Raw genomic sequence first — 19636 nt, 5'->3', positions numbered from 1 at the left:
TACCCGCCAAGCCAGCCTGGGCTTAGCGATTCAAGCGCTGCAGTTCGCGCCGGACCATTGCAGCCAAGGGCGCGGGCGTAATCTCATACAACTGGCCGGCAACCCAACTCAGCCAGGCGCTGCCCATCACTGCGCGCTGGGCCAGCAGCCGCTCGGCATGCGCCTGCGCCTGTGATTCGAACTGGCGGTGAAACTCCGCCCGTCCCTGGGCAGACAAGCTATCGTCACTCACTCACTGGCCTTGAATGTGGTCAGCTCGCCCTTGCGCCACTTGGCGACCTTGCCGGTCACAGCCTTGAGCAGCTTGCCCAGGCCTTCCTGCACTTGTTGCTGGGCGGCAAAGACCAACATCACGCCCTGGCCGTTACGAAACACGATGCCCTCACCTTCCGCCACCTTGACGAAGGCATAGTCGCCGCCGTAGATATTCAGCTTGATCTCGCGAAAACGCAGCTCCAGCTTGCCACCTTCGCGACTGGGCAGAACTGCGGCGCGGAAGTGATCGCCTACCTTCAACTCAAGCCGCTGTTTGTCATCCACCACCAATGAGCTGTCGGTGTCGATTTCGGCCATGTACAAACCGTCGGGGCTTTGCTCGGTGACATAAACGAAACGCCCGTGAAACAACTGGGCCAACTTGCCACGCAAGTCGCCCAATGCAAATAACGCATGGGTATCAAGAGTACTGACTGCCAATCTCAAATCCTCAAACAGGGTTACAAGCGCCACACCCGAATTGATCGGCGGCGCAGCCATTTCAGATCGCTGCTGAAAGACTAATGAAATAGAGCACGAGCGGCCCGTACATAACGACTACGCAGCAGGCAGGATTTTTAAGCCCGCTGTGCCAGCCAGATCCGCACATCACATTTCGGCAATTTTCCCACAACGCAGGCGTAAATGCTGACTTCAACACTGCCGGTAGACATGCAATAGATAGCGACAGGTCCCAGGCCTGACGGCCCAAGGCAACCCTCTGCGCGTTACACGGGAGAAATATGCACGAAAATACTGAAATCCGTCGAGGCCCAAGCGACATTTATTGCCTGACCAGCGCTGCAGACCGACCCAGATTTCGGGTCGTGGCTGCCGGCATCGCCTTTTTTCACGTAACCGACAGCGCTACCGGCCGGGTAAGAGGTTTTCGGCGCCGGCACAGCGATGCGTGTGAACTGGCGCGCTTTCTGGAGAGCTGAAAAGGCTTTCAGGCTGCCTGTGTTCGGCCGAGCTGGGCCTGCCAGGCAGCTCGACATTCCAGCGCCTCACGGCGACTGGCAAACGCGGTACCACGACGTTCGCCATTTACCAGCACGACCCAGCAGACCCGCAGGCCACGCGCCTGCAATGCTGCCGGCACACCGGAGCCGATCATCACTGCGACATCGATCTGGCTATTCATCATCCCCTCCGGAATTTAATTAGCAACCTAACGATGTAGCCATGATACGCATCAACCGAAACTACAAACAGCGCGGCCCTGGTACATCTGTATTGCATCAGCGGCAATAAACTCCGTTCAGTTCAGTTCAGATCAGGCTCGGGCTTGTAGCCCAGACGCAGGCCGCCCCAGTGTCTACCGTTGATGAACAGCGGCACCGACAGGTCATGCATGAGTTCACCGGTATCGCGGCTGTAGGTTTGCAACAGCAACCGCTGCTGATGGTTGCCACAGCGGATACCGGTGCGGTCGTCGAACTTGCGCTTGCTGCGGTTGTGCGCGGTGTCATGCAGCGGGTCGCCGGTCAAGGGCAGGTTGAACGCCGCGTTGTGCGTCGGCACATAGCCCTCGCCAGTGCAGGCAATCACGTAGACCAGCCCCTCATGCTGGGCCAGCAGCGGCTCCTGCAATTGCGGCAGCACCGCATCGGTGTACTGGTCAAAGCGGGTGGTGAAGCGCGGCGGCTGCATGCTTGGGATGGGTTGGTAGCGCCGATCGAACAGCGCCTCTTCGCTAATCAGACCTTGCTCGATATCCTGCTCAAAGCGGGCAGCGATACTCCGCGCGCCCTGCTCGGCAAGCGCAAAAATGCGCTGGTGATAGTCATCCAGGCCAACTTCGGCCAGCCGCTCGCTAAGCGCCTCCGCTTGTCGTTCCATATGCACCGCTGCCTGGGCAAGACTTCGCGTTTGCCCATCGCTGAGTTCCAGATCAGTGCGCACCTGCCCAACCGCCTGGAACAGGTTATCCAGTTGTTGCTGGTTGATCTGGGTGCCCTCGGCGATCTCGTCAACCTGCATCTCCACAGAGGCCGCCAGCTTGGCGATCAAGGTCAATTGCTCGCCTGTTTGCTCGACCTGAACCAGGTCAGCACTCAAATCCCCGGCCAGACTACGAATCTGCTCGACCACCTCAGCGGTGCGGGCCTGAATATCGGCGACCATCGCGCCCACTTCGCCGGTAGCGGCTGCGGTTCGCCCGGCCAGGCCGCGCACTTCATCGGCAACCACTGCAAAACCACGCCCGTGCTCGCCTGCCCTGGCCGCCTCGATCGCCGCGTTGAGCGCGAGCAGGTTGGTCTGGCTGGCGATGGCCTGGATCACCAAGGTGACCCGAGCGATATCTTCGCTGCGCTGGTGCAGGGCTTCGATCAACTCGCGGCTGGCCGTGGCCCGGGCGCTTAACTGGTGCATGCGCTGGATCGACTCGGCCAGTACCTGCTGCCCTGCCGCGCTGCTGGAATGTGCTGAACGGGCCGCCTGCAACGCCTGCTGGCTGAGCTGAGATGTGGCTTTCTCGGTACCGATCATGATCTGTGCACTGTCAACGATCTGATCGGCGGCGCCCAGCTGTGACTGCAACCGAGTGGCCAACTGTTGTACCGAAAAAGCCATGGAGGCGGCAGACAAGGCGTTACGGCTGGTGCTGCGCGCCAGGGTTTGGGTCAGCTCATTGTGCGCCGGTGAAGACGGCTCGACGTTTCCTCGCTGGGTTGCCTTGCGGCGCCAGCCCGGTAACCAGAGCACCAACAATGCCAGCGGCAGGGCCAGATAGAACGCCAACTGAGCAAACGCCATGGCGGCCAGCACGGCAGCCAGCGCTGCCCCCTGCAACACGGCAATTCCTGGCAGTACCGGGCGTTTTGCGGGTTGCAGCATGTCACAGGTGGGCACAGATCCGTCACGCATCATGTTGAGGGTCCATCCGCTAGGGCATTATTGCTCCCCATTAAACGCCACTATAACGCCACTATCTATACTTCCTTCGGCTTAACGAGCACAGACTTGATGCAGAGCAACCATCAAGGCGCCCCGCAACCAAAGTAGCGCCGAACAAATGCAAAAAGCCCCAGGGATCGCTCCGTGGGGCCATGCATGCTGCGATCGATCAGATCTGGCGCTGGTGGCGACCGATCTGTTCGTGGCGCTCTTGCGCTTCGATGCAGTACTTGGTGGTCGGGCTGATCAGCAGACGCTGCAGGCCAATCGCCTCGCCGCTGTCTTCGCACCAGCCAAAATCACCGTCGCCAATACGACCGAGGGCCATCTCCAGCTGCGGCAGCAGGCGCTGATCGCGCTCGATACCGTTGACCAGCCAGTGACGCTCTTCCTCGACCGACGCCACGTCGGCAGGATCCGAAGGGGTATCCAGGCTCTCGATGGTGATGCGGCTCTGTTCGATGCGCTCGTGGGTTTCTACCTTCATCGCTTGCAGCAGCTGGGTGAAGAACTCCAGCTGAGCAGCGTTCATGTAGTCATCGGCCGACATGGCCAGCAACTGTTCCTTGGTCATCGATTTCTCTATGAAAAAATGTGCATTGGGCGATTCGGGTGTCGCTCAGGCCAGTGCCTGCGCAACAGAATTCTTCAAGCGCCAACCGGCACTCTTTTACAGGGGGCGGCAGTCTAAGGCGCCAAGGCGCAACGGGCAACAGGGATTACCGGGCAATTGTCTGAAATGATGTACAAGGTGCACTAGTATCCCCTGCTCCAGCCACAGTCACTGTGCCAGCAATTGGCTGAGCACAGCGCGCAGCTTGCCTGGCTTGACCGGTTTGTTCAGCAGCGGTGCCTTCAGCCGCTGCATGGCCCTCCGGCTCTGCTCGCTGCGATCAGCCGTAATCATCACCGCCGGAATCGTGCAGGCAAAGTGCGCCCTGAGGTCGCGAACAACATGGCAACCCGTCAGGCCTTGATCAAGGTGAAAATCCGCCAGCACCAGTTCCGGTGGCCGCCCCTGCAGGACTTGCAGCGATTCATGCAGATCCCCTGCGGTCAACACCTCGCAGCCCCACTGGCCGAGCAGTGCCGCCATGCTCTGGCGGATACTCAGCTCGTTGTCCAGCACCAGCAGGCGCCGCCCAGGCAAAGGGTCGCCGACACTAGCCTGCGTAATCGGCAGGCTCGCTGGCGCCGGCTCCTGACTGGAGATAGGCACCTCAATGCTGAACACCGAACCGCGGTCCGGCCAGGAACGTACGCCGATCTTGCACTCAAGGATACGTGCGATCCGCTCGACGATTGCCAGCCCCAGCCCGACACCTTTGCGGTCGGCAGCCCGGCCGACATCCAGCTGGTTGAATTCGAGAAAGATTGACTGCAAGCGCTCGGCGGCGATGCCACGGCCGCTGTCCCAGACTTCGATGCTCAGCTTGTCACCGCGCCGCCGCCAGCCCAGCAGCACCCGCCCCTGCTCGGTGTAACGGCAGGCATTGCTGAGAAAGTTGCGCAGTATCCGCGTCAGCAGGCGCAAATCGGTGCGTATCACCGGCGGACCACCACGCACCCGCAGCGACAGCCCGGCAGCCTCGGCAACCGGCTGAAACTCCGACTCCAGCGGTAACAGCAGATCATCAAGTCGATAACAGTCGAAATCGGGCTGGATGGTCGCGTGATCCAGGCGGGAGATATCCAGCAGGTCGCTGAGCAAGTCTTCAGCGCCTTCCAGTGCCTGGTGCGCACGCTCGACCAGCAGGCCTTCGGCTGCGGCCAGGTCGCGTTCGCGCAAGGTCGAAATCAACAACCTGGCGGCATTCAACGGCTGCAGCAAATCGTGGCTGGCCGCAGCAAGGTACTTGTCCTTGCTCAGGTTGGCAGCCTGCGCGGCGTCGCGCGCCTCGATCAGCTCATTGGTGCGCTCGGCAACCCGCTGTTCAAGCTGGTCATTGAGCTGCTGCAGGCGTGCCTGAGCCTGCTTGCGCTCGGTGATATCCGCCACGAAACCTTCGACCACGCCGGGTTCGTCCGGACGCGACAGCAGGTTCATGAGTACATCGACGCTGCTGCCATCACGGCGGCGCAGGCGGGTCTCATAGGCCAGCAAAGCGCGCTCGCGCTGGAGGGTGGCGACGATCTCGGCCAACTCATCGGTGCCCCGATCGAACAGCAAGCTGGCCAGATCGCTGCGCGAGAACAGCAACGCCTGCGCGTGGTCGTAGCCGAGCATGCGCGCCAGCGCCGGATTGGCTGCGCGCATGCCGTCTTCCAGGCTGGCCTGAAAGATGCCGTGCACGGCGTGCTCGAACAGCCAGGTGTAGCGATTGCGCTCCGCCTCGAGCTCTTCCAGGCGCACCGCCAGCTCAGGGTAGTGGCTCTTGCGCACCGTGTGGTTGGACAACCCCAATAATCCGGCCAGGGCATCGGCGCCTGGCTCAGAGGGCCTCGCCATAGACCACCTCGACATCTCGCAGGCTCGAGCTGCGCGGGTTGGTCAGAATGCAAGGATCGCCCATCGCATGGCGCGACAGGAACGGGATATCGCTGCTGCCGACGCCATGCAGGCCAAGAGTTTCGTGAAACCCCACCGCATGCTTCAACGCGATCAGGTGATCGACCAGACGCTTGCGCACCTGCTCATGATTGAGCCCACGACAATCAATTCCCAGCGTCTGCGCAATCATTTTGAAGCGCTCTGGCGCCGCACTGTAATTGAACGCCACCACATGCTCGACCAGCACCGCATTGCATAACCCATGGGGCAGGTCGAGAAACCCGCCAAGGCTGTGCGACATGGCGTGCACGGCGCCAAGAATGGCATTGGAAAACGCCAGCCCCGCCTGCATGCTGCCGAGCATGACCTTTTCGCGCAGGACAATATCGTTGGGGCTGGCGATCATCTGTACCAGATTGCCGTTGATCAGGCGCATCGCCTCCAGCGCATGTGGGTCGGTCAGCGGGCCATGGCCGGTCGACACGAACGCCTCGATGGCATGCACCAAGGCGTCAATGCCGGTGCAGGCGGATAAAAACGGGTCCATGCTCAGGGTTGTTTCCGGATCGATCAACGACACGTCTGGCACCACGGCCTTGCTGACGATGGAAAACTTCATCCGTTGCTGCTGGTTGGAAATGATCACGAACTGCGACACATCCGCTGAGGTGCCTGCTGTTGTAGGGATCAAAATAAGCGGCGGGCTCGGCACGCGAATGGTGTCGACCCCTTCGAATTCGAGGATATGCCGGCCATGGGCGACGACGATGCCGATGCCCTTGGCGCAGTCCATAGGGCTGCCGCCACCGACGGCGACGATCACGTCGCACTGTTCGCTGCGGTAGCGCTCGGCGCCGGCCATGACTTCTTCAACGCGAGGATTGGGCGAGACATCGGTAAGCAGGCAGTAGTCGATACCCTGCCCCTGAAGACTGGCCTCGACGTCGGCGACCCAGCCGGCAGCCAGCACGCCGGGGTCACTGACCAGCAGTACCTTGCGCGCGCCGAAGGTCCGCGCATAGTTGGCAACGTGATGCCTGCAGCCGGCACCAAAAATGATTTCCGGGGAAACGAACTTGCGCAACTGGCTCGGATTCGCGCTCATGCAACGCCTATTGTTCTTTTTGAAGGTGAAGCTCAGCCTAAAGCATCCTGAAGGGTTTGCAATCGGATCGGCGCGCCCTCCCAGCGGCCTGCTATCGCGGAAAGGGCCGCGTAGCGGCCCCAGAAGATTCAGCGGTTGGCGAAATACATCGTGACTTCAAAACCAATACGCAGATCAGTGAACGCGGGCTTTTTCCACATGGGTTCATCCTCTTCTGGCACCACAGGATTGCGGTGCGTCTATTGATACACCGTTTCCGGTGTAATGCCATTGCTACTTTAGAACCGGTTGTTACCGCAGGCTCAGAAGAACCCGAGCGGGTTGATGTCGTAGCTGACCAGCAGGTTCTTGGTCTGCTGATAGTGGTCGAGCATCATCTTGTGCGTTTCGCGGCCCACGCCAGACTTCTTGTAGCCACCGAACGCCGCATGCGCTGGATACAGGTGGTAGCAGTTGGTCCAGACTCGCCCAGCCTTGATCCCGCGGCCCATGCGATAGGCGCGGTTGATATCACGCGTCCAGACCCCGGCGCCCAGGCCGAACTCGGTATCGTTGGCAATTGCCAGAGCCTCGGCCTCATCCTTGAAGGTGGTCACGCTGACTACCGGGCCGAAGATTTCCTCCTGGAACACGCGCATGCCGTTGTGGCCCTTGAGCAGGGTCGGCTGCAGGTAGTAACCGCCAGCCAGATCACCTTCAAGCCGCTCGACCTGACCGCCGGTGAGCAGCTCGGCGCCTTCCTGCTCGGCAACTTCGAGGTAGGTAAGAATCCGGTCAAACTGTTGCTGCGAAGCCTGCGCGCCGACCATGGTCTCGGTGTCGAGCGGGTTGCCACGCTTGATCTTGCGGATCTTCTCCAGCACTACCTGCATGAACTGCGGATAGATCGATTCCTGCACCAGCGCCCGCGATGGGCAGGTGCACACTTCGCCCTGGTTGAAGAACGCCAGCACCAGCCCTTCGGCGGCTTTTTCGATAAAGGCCGGTTCGGCCTGGAGAATATCTTCGAAGAAGATGTTCGGCGACTTGCCACCCAGTTCCACAGTGGACGGAATGATGTTCTCGGCAGCGCACTTCATGATGTGCGAGCCCACCGGGGTGGAACCGGTAAAGGCGATCTTGGCGATGCGTTTGCTGGTGGCCAGCGCCTCGCCCGCTTCGCGGCCATAGCCGTGGACGATATTGAGCACACCGGCGGGCAGCAGATCGCCTACCAGCTCTGCAAGCAAAGTGATCGATTGAGGCGTCTGCTCGGCAGGCTTGAGGATTACGCAGTTACCGGCAGCCAGCGCCGGGGCGAGTTTCCAGGCGGCCATCAGCAGCGGGAAGTTCCACGGAATGATCTGCCCGACCACCCCCAACGGCTCATGCAGGTGGTAGGCCACGGTGTTCTGGTTGATCTCGGCCGCGCCGCCTTCCTGAGCTCGGATGCACCCGGCGAAGTAGCGGAAATGGTCGGCGGCCAACGGCACATCGGCGTTGAGCGTTTCGCGGATTGGCTTGCCGTTGTCCCAGCTCTCGGTGATCGCCAGCTGTTCGAGGTGCGCTTCGATGCGGTCGGCGATCTTCAGCAGAATCAATGCACGGTCCTGTACCGACGTATGCCCCCAAGACTCGGCCACTGCGTGCGCTGCATCCAGTGCAGCGTCGATGTCCTCGACGCCTGAGCGCGGGAATTCGGCAATCGGCTGGCCATTGACTGGCGAGGTGTTGGTGAAGTACTCGCCCTTGATCGGCGGCACGAACTGACCGTTGATGTAGTTGCCGTAGCGCAGCTTGAACTGCACCAGGGCTCCGGCGGTGCCGGGAGCGGCGTAAATCATGAAAGCCTCGACTGTCCATGGCCCGTCGGCGCGACAGGCAATGAGCCGATACTAGGCAGTGCGAAGGCCTGCTTGAATGATGCGAAGGGCCAAACGCTGTGCTTCCTTGGTCGCAGGTCGGCGGCGGATCCTTGGTACTGAGTGGGAGCGGTTGCAGGCATGCGCCGTGCCTGCGACCGCGCGCCGTTTTCAGGCGTCCTTGAACTGCGCCTCGCGCTTGCCGATAAACGCCGCCATGCCTTCTTTCTGGTCGTGAGTCGCAAAGGCTGCATGGAATACCCGACGCTCGAAGCGCACACCTTCGCTGAGGGTGACTTCAAAGGCACGGTTGACGCTCTCCTTGACCATCATGCTGATCGGGATCGACTTGGCGGCGATGCTTGCCGCCACCTTCAAGGCTTCTTCAAGCAACTCGGCCTGAGGGATGACGCGTGCCACCAGCCCTGCGCGTTCGGCTTCCTCGGCGCCCATCAAGCGACCGCTCAGACACAGTTCCATGGCTTTAGCCTTGCCCACGGCGCGGGTCAGGCGTTGGGTGCCACCCATGCCCGGCAACACGCCGAGGTTGACTTCTGGCTGACCGAACTTGGCGTTGTCGGCGGCGAGAATGAAGTCGCACATCATCGCCAGCTCACAGCCACCGCCCAGAGCAAAACCAGACACCGCGGCGATGATCGGCTTGCGCCGGTTGGCGATCCGATCGGACTCGCTGAACAGATCGTCAAGGTAGATCTGCGGGTAGCTGAGCTCGGCCATTTCCTTGATGTCGGCACCGGCAGCAAAGGCCTTGGCTGAACCGGTGAGGACCACGCAGCCGATCTGTGGGTCTTGCTCCAGCTGGTCCAGCGCCTGGTTGATCTCGGCGATGATCTGCGCGTTAAGGGCGTTCAGCGCCTGCGGCCGGTTAAGGGTGATCAGGCCGACCTTGCCGTGGATGTCCAGCAGTATGGTTTCGAATGCCATGCAGGTTGCTCCTTCAAAGGTTGCGCGCAATGACCATGCGCTGAATGTCGCTGGTGCCTTCGTAAATCTGGCAGACACGCACGTCGCGGTAGATCCGCTCCAGCGGGAAGTCGCTCAGATAGCCATAACCGCCGAGCGTCTGCAAGGCATCCGAGCAGACCTTTTCGGCCATTTCCGAGGCGAACAGCTTGGCCATCGACGCCTCCTGCAACGCCGGCCGGCCGGCGTCGCGCAACGCTGCGGCGTGCAGCACCATCTGCCGGGCGACGGCGACGCGGGTGGCCATGTCGGCCAGGCGAAACGCCACGGCCTGGTGCTCGATCAGTGGCTTGCCGAAGCTTTGCCGCTCGCGGGCGTAGTCACGCGCTACCTCGAAAGCCGCGCGAGCCATGCCGACCGCTTGCGAGGCAATACCGATGCGCCCGCCTTCGAGGTTGGCCAGGGCAATCTTGTAGCCCTGACCCTCCTCGCCCAGACGATTGGCCAGCGGTATGCGCACATCGTCGAAGACGATCTGGCAAGTGTCGGAGGCATGCTGACCGAGCTTTTCCTCGACCCGAGTAACTTGGTATCCAGGCGCATCGGTAGGCACGATGAACGCACTGATACCACGCTTGCCGGCAGCCGGGTCGGTGACAGCAAACACGATCACCACCCCGGCATTCTGGCCGGAGGTAATGAACTGCTTGCTGCCGTTGAGTACATAGTGGTCGCCATCCAGCCGTGCTCTGGTTTTCAGGCTACTGGCGTCAGAGCCGGCCTGCGGTTCGGTCAGGGCAAAAGCGCCCAGCATGGCGCCGCTGGCCAGCGGTTGCAAAAACTGCTGCTTCTGTTGCTCGCTGCCGAACTTCAGGATTGGCACGCAGCCCACCGAGTTGTGCACGCTCATGATCGTCGAGCAGGCGCCATCGCCGGCGGCGATTTCTTCCAGCGCCATGGCGTAGGCGACGTAGCCGGTATCGCTGCCGCCCCATTGCTCGGGCACCAGCATGCCGAACAGACCAAGCTCGGCCATCTCGGCAATCGCCTCACGGGGGAAGCGGTGCTCCTTGTCCCACTGTTCGGCAAACGGTTTGAGCCGCTCCTGGGCGAAATCTCGTACCGCATCGGCAATTTGTTGTTGCTCGTCAGTTACCAGCATGGTTCACCTCAGTACAGACATTCAACGGCCATCGCAGTCGCTTCGCCACCGCCAATGCAGATCGCCGCCACACCACGGCGCAGGTTGTTCTGGCGCAGAGCCGATAGCAGGGTCACCAGAATCCGCGCGCCAGAGGCACCGATCGGGTGGCCGAGCGCGCAGGCGCCGCCGTGGACATTGACCTTGTCATGGGGCAGATCGAGTTGCTGCATGGCTGCCAGAGTGACCACGGCGAAGGCCTCGTTGATCTCGAACAGATCCACTTCGGCCAAGCTCCAGCCGGTGCGCTTGAGCAACTTGTCGATGGCACCGATGGGGGCAGTGGGGAACAGTGCCGGTGCATCGGCGAACGCTGCATGGCCGTGGATTAGCGCCAGCGGGGTGAGGCCGCGTTGCTCTGCCTGCGAGCGACGCATCAGCACCAGTGCCGCCGCGCCATCGGAGATCGAGCTTGAGTTGGCTGCGGTCACGCTGCCGCCCTCGCGAAATGCCGGGCGCAACTGCGGGATCTTGTCCAGACGCGCCTTGGGCGGCTGTTCGTCGTCGCTGATCAGCCGCGTCTGCTTGCCTTCGGTCACTTCAACGGCAACGATTTCAGCAGCGAAACGGCCCTCTTTGATCGCTGTTTGCGCGCGGGTCAGCGAGGCGATGGCGAAGGCATCCTGGGCCTCGCGGCTAAAGCCACCGGCCTGGGCACAGTCTTCGGCGAAGGTGCCCATCAGGCGGCCTTTGTCGTAGGCATCTTCGAGGCCGTCGAGGAACATGTGGTCGAGCATCCGACCATGGCCCATGCGGTAGCCACTGCGGGCCTTGTCCAGCAGGTACGGTGCATTGCTCATGCTTTCCATGCCGCCAGCCACCACCACATCAGCGCTGCCGGCCAGCAGCAGATCGTGGGCCATGATGGTGGCCTGCATCCCTGAGCCACACATCTTGTTCAGCGTGGTGCAGGTGGTACTTTTATCCAGCCCTGCACCCAAGGCGGCCTGCCGCGCCGGGGCCTGACCCAAACCGGCTGGCAGTACGCAACCAAACAACAACTGGTCGACACTGGCCGGCTCGACACCGGCTCGCTCGACGGCGGCACGAATTGCCGCGGCGCCCAGCTGCGGTGCAGTCAGGCTCTTCAGATCGCCCTGCAAGCCGCCCATGGGCGTGCGCACGGCACTCACAATGACAATTGGATCGTTGGCGAGGGTCATCTGTGCTTCTCCTTAGCGGGCAGCCATGCGCAGGGCGCCGTCGAGGCGGATCACCTCACCGTTGAGCATGCTGTTTTCAATGATGTGCAGGGCCAACGCGGCGTACTCTTGGGGGCGACCGAGGCGCGGTGGGAACGGCACGCCGGCGGCCAGCGAGTCGCGCACCTCCTGAGTCATGCCGGCCATCATCGGCGTTTCAAAGATGCCTGGGGCAATGGTCATCACGCGGATACCAAAACGTGCCAGTTCGCGTGCTGCCGGCAGCGTCAGGCTGGCAACCGCCCCCTTGGATGCGGCGTAGGCGGCCTGGCCGATTTGCCCATCATAGGCAGCCACCGACGCGGTATTGATGATCACACCGCGCTCGCCATCTGCATCCGCCGCGGTATCGGCAATAGCCCCAGCGGCCAGGCGCAGCATATTGAAGCTGCCGAGCAGATTGACGTTGATGACCTTGGCAAAACTGGCCAGGCCATGCGGCCCTTGCTTGCCGAGGATTTTTTCAGCGCCGACGATACCGGCGCAGTTGATCAGCCCGTGCAGGCTGCCAAAGGCAGCGACTGCCGCAGCGACTGCAGCCTGGGCGGCCTGCTCATCACAGATATCAGCAACCGTGAAGCGGGCATTGTCGCCGAGCTCACTGGCCTTGGCCGAAACCGCCTCGGCATTGAGGTCGACCAACATTACTCGAGCGCCAGCCTGGACCAGCGACTGCGCGGTGGCAGCGCCGAGCCCGGAGGCTGCACCGGTAACAATGAAATATTTGCCTTGTACATGCATGGGTAGGTTCCTTGCTGGTTCGACCGCAAGAAGCCCGGTATGGACCGGGCAGGCAATGCGCATCGTCGGACTGCTTGGTTATTGTTGATGTGCGGTCCGACGATGTTCGCGCCGCTATGCCCAGCCGGCAATGGCCAAAAGCGTCAACTCGGTTGACTGGTCTGAACGGTCACTCCTGAGCCGGCGAGGTACTGCTCAGGCGCGTCGCGTCCTGCTCCAGCGCTTCACGGGTCAGTTCAAGGCTCAAGGCCTGCAGTGCAGCTTCACGGGCATCAAGCAAATCCTGCCAGCGCTGGGTGTAGTCCTGGCTGGTCAGTTGCTCACGCTCCTGATCCAGTTGCTCGCCTTGCGCTGCATATTCGGCGATGAGCGCATCGAACGTGGTTTCATGGCGCTCCCGCAGGTAGGCTTGCCAGAAGTCCCGCTGACTCAGGCTAGCTTCAGCCTCTGGCAGCAGGTGCTTCGCCCGCACAAGCTGGGTCGCCAGATCAAATGCACAACGCGCATCCTCTGCCAGGGCTGACGCAGCGCGTGCGTCCAGTACCTCATCCAGATGAGTCTGGTAGGCTTTGCCTACATCTACCTGACGGCAAACCTCGACGATACGTGCGTGGTCTCTGCTCACAACCTACACGCCTGCCCCAGTGGCCTGCACGGCCGGATAGACCAGACCAGTGCCCTCGTAAAACGACTCATCTCTCGCGAAGTTCTGCAGTAACCTTTGCAGGGCGGGTTCGCTGACCAGATAAGGTCCGTCGCTCGGCAAGCTGCCAGGATTGAGGGGTGAAATGACGGCGCACTACCTGCCAACACGCCTGGTTCAGGTCCACTGCCAACTCCATCTGGATTGCCAGAGCACGCTCGAGCCTGAGACTGGCAAAATCGTGCAACGGTAAACCCGGGCAAGCAAAGCCGCCATCTGCGTCTGGCTGTGCATGTGCTCGCCATAGGCATCGCGCAGGGCACAGAGGTGCGTGGCAGAAGCCCGCCTCAGCCAGTCCGCAAGGATAGTCCCGATGAACTGATCAGTCGCTTGTTCGATTTTTGCAGGGAGGATGGCATGCGGCCTGGGACTGGATCCTGAAGTCGGAATCCAGCAACCATGGGGCGTGGCGCCTCGAAATTGCAGGGGAAATCAGGGACTGGAGTGGCGGCCTAGGATCAGCGTCCGGTAATGTCCCGGATTGCAGCCAAACCATTTGCGAAACGCTTTATAAAAAGAGCTGGAATCAGCAAAGCCCAAGCGTTCGGCGACTTCATCCAGCGCGACGCCCGGATCGGTCAGCCAGGCTGTTGCCAGCTCGCGCCGCGCACTGTCCTTCAAGCCTTGGTATGTCTGTCCTTCTTCCGCCAGACGCCGACGCAAGGTCGAAGCGGACAGATGCAGTTGCCGCGCCAGGCTGTCGGCATCCAGCCAGTCAGCTGGCGGCAGCCGCAACAGGTCACTGCGGATGCGCCGCGCCAGGCTGTCCGGATCGCGATACCTGACCAGAATATTGCCGGGCGCTTCACCAAGAAAACGTTGCAGGTCATCCGCGCTGCGCTTGACCGGCCATTGCAGGCACTCACTGGAAATCACCATACGTGTGCGCGGTCGGTCGAAGTGCAGGCTCTGCGAGAACATGACGCGGTAGTCGTCGCAGAACGGCGGTTCGCTGCAGCGCAAATCTATGGCCAGGATCGGGATACGGCGCCCGGCCAGCCAGCACGCTACGCCATGCACTATCATCCACAAGGTGAAATAGGTAAAAGCGCGACGAGGCGCCTGCAGCGGCTCCTGGATCACGATCTCCGCCAACCCGTGCTCGCCAGCCAATGCCGGCCGCAAGTCTTCAAGCATCAGTGCAAGAAAATCCAGAACGGTGTGCAGGCCCGCTCCGACAGTGGGCTGCAACATGCTCGCTCGGCAGACAAAAGCGAGACTGCCACGGCGCAGCCCACGCGCATCCATCGCGAAAAACTCATCATTGCAACGACGTGCCAACAGCCGCCACAGACGTGCATAGGCCTGAGCAGGCACCCGCGCCTCGGCTTGCCCCAATTGCTTGGCATCGATGCCCGCGCGCGCCAGCAACGCATGGTCGGCGATCTTGTCTGTGCTTGTCTGCAGCAACGCTTCGCGCACCAGCTGCATGGAAATAGTGTCTTTCTCGCTCATTGTCTGTCCGTAACAGGCTGCTGGCGTCTTAGACCGGCAGTAGAAAAAACCGTCGATTGCCACTCTGAGCTGTAACTGACTGACCCTGCCGGTCTCTCAGGGGGCAACGGCAAGTTCGATAAAGGCCTGGATCAAGCGCAACTCACGACGCCGCTCGAGGCAACCCAGCATGTGTTGATTAAGCAACCCGTCGCCGGCCAGCGGCCGAGCCACCACCCGCGGATCATGCGCGACTTCCATCGACGAGACGATGCCAATACCCAGTTGCGCCGCAACTGCCTCGGTTACCGCCTCGCGGCTGTCCAGCTCAAGCAGCACCCGCGGCTGCAGCCCCGCCTGAGCGCAGGCGCGGTCAAACGTGCGGCGGGTAATTGAAGTAGGCTCGCGCAACACCATGATCTGTTTGTCCAGAGCCTCCAGCGGCAGCGCCTGCGCAGCTGCAGCTGCCGCCCATCGGTGCGCAACCGGCAGCAATGCGCATAGTTGCGACTGGCCAAGGCTACGCAGATAGAGCCCCTTGCGCGGCTCAACTTCGGTCAGCACTGCGACATCGGCATGTTCGCTAAGTAGCGCCGCCAACGTTTCCTGAGCGTTGCCCAAGCGCAGGTTGACGGTGATACCGGGATAACGAGCGCGTAACTGGGCAAGCATTGGCATGACCCGGTGCGGCCCATCGGCGGCCACCTCCAGGCGCCCGGTCAACAACTGGCGGTTGGCCTCAAGCATAGTCTGCGCCTCTTCGGCCAGGCCGAACATCGCGCGGGTAATGGCCGCCAGCCGCGTGCCTTCTTCAGTCAGTTCCACCCGTCGGGCGGTACGCCGCAGCAAGGTGATCTGGTAGTGCTCCTCCAGCGCCTTGACGTGCCCGGTCACCGCCGGCTGACTGATGAACAGACGTGCTGCGGCGCGGGTAAAGCTGCCTTCACGGGCAACAGCATCAAACGCACGTAACTGGAACAGGTTCATAGCTATCGGCCTGACTTATGGCTGGCATAACAACAAACAATTTGATTGATAGCACGCCCAATTGCAACCTTGACCTCGCAGTCTCAGCCCACCGCTTGCGAGGATTCACGCAATGAGCAATGCCCCGATTCTGCTGACCCCAGGCCCCCTCACTACCTCTCTGCGCACCCGCCAAGCGATGCTGGTGGACTGGGGTTCCTGGGACCGTGATTTCAACCAACTTACCGCCAGCGTCTGCGAACAGTTGTTAGCCATTCTCGATGCCAGCGCCAGCCATCACTGCGTACCGTTGCAAGGCAGCGGCACCTTCGCCGTAGAAGCGGCCATCGGCACACTGGTACCGCGCGACGGCAAGGTGCTGGTGCTGATCAACGGCGCCTACGGTCAGCGCCTGGCCAAAATCTGCAAAGTGCTTGGCCGTCGTTACAGCACCTTCGAAACCGCCGAGGACCAGCCCACTACCGCCGCCGATGTCGAACGGCTGCTGGCAGCAGATGCCGAACTTACCCACGTGGCGCTGATCCACTGCGAGACCAGCACCGGCATCCTCAACCCGCTCAAAGCCATCGCCGATGTAGTGCATAGCCATGGCAAACACCTGATCATCGATGCGATGAGCTCGTTTGGCGCATTGCCGATCGACGCTCGAGAAGTGCCGTTCGAAGCGCTGATCGCCGCTTCCGGCAAATGCCTTGAGGGCGTCCCCGGGATGGGCTTCGTGTTCGCGGAAAAAACCGCCTTGGCAGCCGCCGAGGGTAACTGCCAATCGCTGGCCATGGACCTGTACGACCAGCATGCCTACATGGCCAAGACCGGCCAGTGGCGTTTTACCCCGCCTACCCACGTGGTCGCCGCCCTGCACGAGGCACTCAAGCAATACACCGAAGAAGGCGGCCTGCAGGCCAGACACCAGCGCTACGCCGACAACTGCCGGACGTTGCTCGACGGTATGGCGGCGATCGGCCTGCGCAGCTTCCTCCCGGCTGCCATTCAGGCGCCGATCATCGTCACCTTCCATGCACCGGATGATCCACGCTACCGGTTTCAGGACTTCTACGAACGGGTCAAGGCCAAAGGCTTCATCCTCTACCCGGGCAAGCTGACCCAGGTCGAAACCTTCCGCGTTGGCTGCATCGGTGCCGTCGGTGCGCAGGGCATGCAGGCAGCAGTCGATGCCGTGGCCCAGGTGCTGCGGGAAATGCAGGTGCACACCAGCAGTCAACTCTTGAGCGAGGCTCTGTGACATGAACTACACCAACCCAACCCGCCTGCAAGCCGCCATTCTTGACTGGGCGGGCACCGTGGTCGACTTCGGCTCGTTCGCGCCCACGCAGATCTTTGTCGAGGCGTTCGCCGAGTTCGACGTCGAAGTGTCCATTGAAGAGGCCCGCGGGCCGATGGGCATGGGCAAGTGGGACCATATCCGCACCTTGTGCGATCAGCCGGCAATTGCCGAACGCTACCGCAAGGTATTTGGCCGCACGCCAAGCGATGACGACGTGACCGCCATTTATCAACGCTTCATGCCACTGCAAATCGACAAGATCGCCGTGCACTCGGCATTGATCCCCGGCGCACTGCAAACGCTGACTGGGCTACGTGCAGATGGCCTGAAGATTGGCTCGTGCTCGGGTTACCCCAAGGTAGTCATGGACAAGGTGGTCGAGTTGGCCAAGTGCAACGGCTATGTTGCCGACCATGTGGTAGCAACCGATGAAACGCCCAATGGCCGCCCTTGGCCGGCGCAGGCGCTGGCCAATGTGATTGCCTTGGGCATCGATGACGTCGGTGCTTGCGTCAAGGTTGATGACACCGTGCCAGGTATTCTCGAAGGCCGCCGGGCCGGTATGTGGACAGTGGCGCTGGTCTGCTCAGGGAATGCCTTGGGGCTGACCTGGGAGGAGTACCAGGCGCTGGATGCGGGCACACTCGCGCGTGAACGGCAGCGGATTCACGCACTGTTTGAAAGCGCGCGACCGCACTACCTGGTCGACACCATCAACGACCTCCCCGAGGTCGTTGCCGATATCAACCAGCGCCTGGCCAAAGGCGAAATGCCCCAGTCCGCGTAGGAGCGGCGTTATACCGCGCGGTTGAGCTTCACCCAGGCTGCAAACTTGTCGATGAATGCCTGCAGGAACGGCCGAGTCTTGTCATTGAGCTTGCCGGCATCATCGAACAGGGTCGCCGCCCCGCCGATATATGCCTCGGGCATCTGCATGCATGGCATATCGAGGAACACCAGGCACTGGCGCACCGCATGGTTGGCGCCAAAGCCACCCACTGCACCGGGCGAAACGCTCACCACAGCCGTTGGCTTGCCGCCCCAGGCACTTTGCCCATAAGGCCGCGAGCCAACGTCAATGGCGTTCTTCAAGCAACCGGGCAGCGAGCGGTTGTACTCCGGTGTGACGAACAGCACCGCGTCACTACGCTTGATCTCGTCACGAAAACGCTGCCAGGGCTGCGGCGCACCGGCACTCTCTACATCTTCGTTGTACAGCGGCAGATCGCCGATCTCGATGATCTTCAAGCTGAGGCTGGAGGACGCCAGCTCACCCAGGGCCTTGGCCACCTTGCGATTGTAGGAATCCTTGCGCAAGCTGCCGACTACAACTGCTACCGAATACACCTGGCTCATGGCGTTTTACAACCTCTGCTGGTTGATGGAGTTAGTAGTTATAGATGACCGTTTTTCGCCGCCGAGGTTTTTTTCCCATTGCAGGAAAACTTCCCGGCGGTTTCACTGGTCTATGACTGCAGACATTTCTCCAATTTTTCAGAGGTTTCCCCCCAAAATGGCAGCAGTACTGGTCGGCCAATTTCACGCCCGTGACGCCGAAGGCCGAATCTACCCCGTGCACGAATTCCAGGAGTCGACCTTTCAGGACGACGGCAGTGCCCATGGTGAACCGATTACCAGCTATCGACTGGCTATTGGCGATCGCGTTCGGCACCTGGGTGAAGATCGCTTCGAGCTGACCCAGAGTGGCGTCGAGATCATCCGCATTCCCTGATTCAGCCTTGCGGCAACCAGCAGGCCACGGAGGGCCCGCATGCAGGCCTGATCAGGCCTCGCTCAGGCTCTGCCACAGCGCCGGGCCGCCGGCAGACTTGGCCACCGCCGCGAGACGCTGAGCATGCGCCTCCAGCTCTTCAGCAGAAGCCATCAACACAGGCTGCGGCTGACGCCCGACGATCCGGCGAATCTCACTGCCGTCACTGTCCCTTCCCTCCTCGCCATCAGCACCATGCCCAGCCAGCGACAGACTGGTCTGGCCACCGGTCATGGCCAGGTAGACATCCGCCAGCAATTCCGAGTCGAGCAACGCGCCGTGCAGCTCACGTCCGGAGTTGTCGATACCGTAGCGTTTGCACAAGGCGTCGAGGCTGTTGCGCTGGCCTGGGTGGCGCGAACGCGCCAGCATCAGGGTATCGAGGATGCCGCAGTGTTTGGAGATATCGGCGCGATCATGCTGGCCAAGCAGAGCGAATTCGTTGTTTATGAAGCCAACGTCGAACGCCGCGTTGTGGATGACCAGCTGCGCGCCCTGAATGAAGTCGAAGAACTCGTCAGCCACTTCAGCGAAGCGCGGCTTGCCGATCAAGAATGCGTCGGTGATGCCGTGGACGCCAATCGCGCCCTCGTCACTCTCGCGGTCAGGCTGCAGATAAACATGGAAATGGCGCCCGGTCAGGCGCCGGCCCAGCACTTCGACGCAACCGATTTCGATGATCCGATGACCCTCGCCAACCGGCATGCCGGTAGTTTCGGTATCGAGGACGACGTATCGGGTGTTCTGCTGCTCCACGGGCGGTGGCTCCAACTGCTACGACAAAAAAGAGCCGGG

General features: G+C 61.4%; 21 protein-coding genes. 3 read left to right on the top strand and 18 right to left on the bottom strand.

The window, feature by feature from the left end; genetic code table 11:
* Positions 1–22 precede the first annotated feature (22 nt).
* The 16 genes from ACIOAU_RS04160 to ACIOAU_RS04085 all read right to left on the bottom strand — a co-directional run bounded on the left by ACIOAU_RS04160 (position 23) and on the right by ACIOAU_RS04085 (position 15785).
* Positions 23–232: a hypothetical protein gene (locus ACIOAU_RS04160; protein WP_101318310.1), complete on the bottom strand. Its 210-nt coding sequence runs from the start codon at positions 230–232 to the stop codon at positions 23–25.
* Positions 229–696 carry a hypothetical protein gene (locus tag ACIOAU_RS04155; RefSeq protein ID WP_150569657.1) on the bottom strand — a complete coding sequence of 156 codons (468 nt, stop codon included), beginning with the start codon at positions 694–696 and terminating at the stop codon, positions 229–231. Before ACIOAU_RS04155 ends, ACIOAU_RS04160 begins: the two co-directional genes overlap by 4 nt.
* Positions 697–1204: 508 nt before the next feature.
* On the bottom strand, positions 1205–1399 hold the full coding sequence (locus tag ACIOAU_RS04150) for a hypothetical protein (RefSeq protein WP_150569658.1): 195 nt from the start codon (positions 1397–1399) through the stop codon (positions 1205–1207).
* A 122-nt stretch (positions 1400–1521) separates the two neighbouring features.
* The gene (locus ACIOAU_RS04145) at positions 1522–2748 is read right to left on the bottom strand and encodes a methyl-accepting chemotaxis protein (RefSeq protein WP_401180176.1); all 1227 of its coding nucleotides are present in this window, start codon (positions 2746–2748) and stop codon (positions 1522–1524) included.
* A gap of 577 nt (positions 2749–3325) precedes the next feature.
* Positions 3326–3730, bottom strand: coding sequence for a TraR/DksA family transcriptional regulator (locus ACIOAU_RS04140; RefSeq protein WP_101318304.1), 405 nt, complete (start codon positions 3728–3730; stop codon positions 3326–3328).
* 207 nt (positions 3731–3937) lie between these two features.
* Positions 3938–5605 (bottom strand): NahK/ErcS family hybrid sensor histidine kinase/response regulator, encoded by a 1668-nt coding sequence (locus ACIOAU_RS04135; RefSeq protein ID WP_103436797.1) that lies wholly within the window; start codon positions 5603–5605, stop codon positions 3938–3940.
* Complete coding sequence (gene ercA, locus ACIOAU_RS04130) at positions 5589–6752, bottom strand: alcohol dehydrogenase-like regulatory protein ErcA (protein ID WP_150569661.1); 1164 nt, start codon at positions 6750–6752, stop codon at positions 5589–5591. Before ercA ends, ACIOAU_RS04135 begins: the two co-directional genes overlap by 17 nt.
* A gap of 128 nt (positions 6753–6880) precedes the next feature.
* Complete coding sequence (pqqA, locus tag ACIOAU_RS04125; RefSeq protein WP_009394664.1) at positions 6881–6952, bottom strand: pyrroloquinoline quinone precursor peptide PqqA; 72 nt, start codon at positions 6950–6952, stop codon at positions 6881–6883.
* A 102-nt stretch (positions 6953–7054) separates the two neighbouring features.
* The gene (locus tag ACIOAU_RS04120; RefSeq protein ID WP_401180110.1) at positions 7055–8575 is read right to left on the bottom strand and encodes an aldehyde dehydrogenase family protein; all 1521 of its coding nucleotides are present in this window, start codon (positions 8573–8575) and stop codon (positions 7055–7057) included.
* 189 nt (positions 8576–8764) lie between these two features.
* The gene (locus ACIOAU_RS04115) at positions 8765–9538 is read right to left on the bottom strand and encodes an enoyl-CoA hydratase (protein ID WP_101318296.1); all 774 of its coding nucleotides are present in this window, start codon (positions 9536–9538) and stop codon (positions 8765–8767) included.
* Between the two features lie 13 nt (positions 9539–9551).
* A complete protein-coding gene (locus tag ACIOAU_RS04110; protein WP_101318294.1) occupies positions 9552–10679 on the bottom strand; it encodes an acyl-CoA dehydrogenase in 1128 nt (375 codons plus the stop codon).
* An 8-nt stretch (positions 10680–10687) separates the two neighbouring features.
* Positions 10688–11881, bottom strand: coding sequence for an acetyl-CoA C-acyltransferase (locus ACIOAU_RS04105; protein ID WP_150569663.1), 1194 nt, complete (start codon positions 11879–11881; stop codon positions 10688–10690).
* A gap of 12 nt (positions 11882–11893) precedes the next feature.
* The gene (locus ACIOAU_RS04100; RefSeq protein WP_401180106.1) at positions 11894–12661 is read right to left on the bottom strand and encodes an SDR family NAD(P)-dependent oxidoreductase; all 768 of its coding nucleotides are present in this window, start codon (positions 12659–12661) and stop codon (positions 11894–11896) included.
* Positions 12662–12830: 169 nt separating this feature from the next.
* Complete coding sequence (locus ACIOAU_RS04095) at positions 12831–13286, bottom strand: hypothetical protein (RefSeq protein WP_150569665.1); 456 nt, start codon at positions 13284–13286, stop codon at positions 12831–12833.
* A 510-nt stretch (positions 13287–13796) separates the two neighbouring features.
* Positions 13797–14819 carry an AraC family transcriptional regulator gene (locus ACIOAU_RS04090; RefSeq protein ID WP_150569666.1) on the bottom strand — a complete coding sequence of 341 codons (1023 nt, stop codon included), beginning with the start codon at positions 14817–14819 and terminating at the stop codon, positions 13797–13799.
* A 96-nt stretch (positions 14820–14915) separates the two neighbouring features.
* On the bottom strand, positions 14916–15785 hold the full coding sequence (locus ACIOAU_RS04085) for a LysR substrate-binding domain-containing protein (protein ID WP_150569667.1): 870 nt from the start codon (positions 15783–15785) through the stop codon (positions 14916–14918).
* A gap of 112 nt (positions 15786–15897) precedes the next feature.
* On the opposite strand from ACIOAU_RS04085, the gene ACIOAU_RS04080 reads away from it, so the two are divergent.
* Positions 15898–17028 carry a 2-aminoethylphosphonate--pyruvate transaminase gene (locus ACIOAU_RS04080; RefSeq protein ID WP_150569668.1) on the top strand — a complete coding sequence of 377 codons (1131 nt, stop codon included), beginning with the start codon at positions 15898–15900 and terminating at the stop codon, positions 17026–17028.
* Position 17029: 1 nt separating this feature from the next.
* Positions 17030–17857, top strand: a complete 828-nt coding sequence (gene phnX / locus ACIOAU_RS04075; protein WP_101318280.1) for a phosphonoacetaldehyde hydrolase — start codon at positions 17030–17032, stop codon at positions 17855–17857.
* A gap of 8 nt (positions 17858–17865) precedes the next feature.
* On the opposite strand, the gene ACIOAU_RS04070 is transcribed toward phnX, so the two are convergent.
* Positions 17866–18426, bottom strand: coding sequence for an NADPH-dependent FMN reductase (locus ACIOAU_RS04070; protein WP_101318278.1), 561 nt, complete (start codon positions 18424–18426; stop codon positions 17866–17868).
* A gap of 157 nt (positions 18427–18583) precedes the next feature.
* On the opposite strand from ACIOAU_RS04070, the gene ACIOAU_RS04065 reads away from it, so the two are divergent.
* On the top strand, positions 18584–18802 hold the full coding sequence (locus tag ACIOAU_RS04065) for a hypothetical protein (protein WP_101318276.1): 219 nt from the start codon (positions 18584–18586) through the stop codon (positions 18800–18802).
* A gap of 51 nt (positions 18803–18853) precedes the next feature.
* On the opposite strand, the gene dnaQ is transcribed toward ACIOAU_RS04065, so the two are convergent.
* Entirely contained in the window at positions 18854–19597 is a 744-nt protein-coding gene (gene dnaQ / locus ACIOAU_RS04060) for a DNA polymerase III subunit epsilon (RefSeq protein WP_224785558.1), read from the bottom strand.
* Between the last annotated feature and the right edge of the window lie 39 nt (positions 19598–19636).

The organism is Pseudomonas sp. NPDC088322 (assembly GCF_044740745.1).
GTDB lineage: Bacteria > Pseudomonadota > Gammaproteobacteria > Pseudomonadales > Pseudomonadaceae > Aquipseudomonas > Aquipseudomonas shirazensis.
This window is presented reverse-complemented; position numbering and strand designations above follow the sequence as displayed.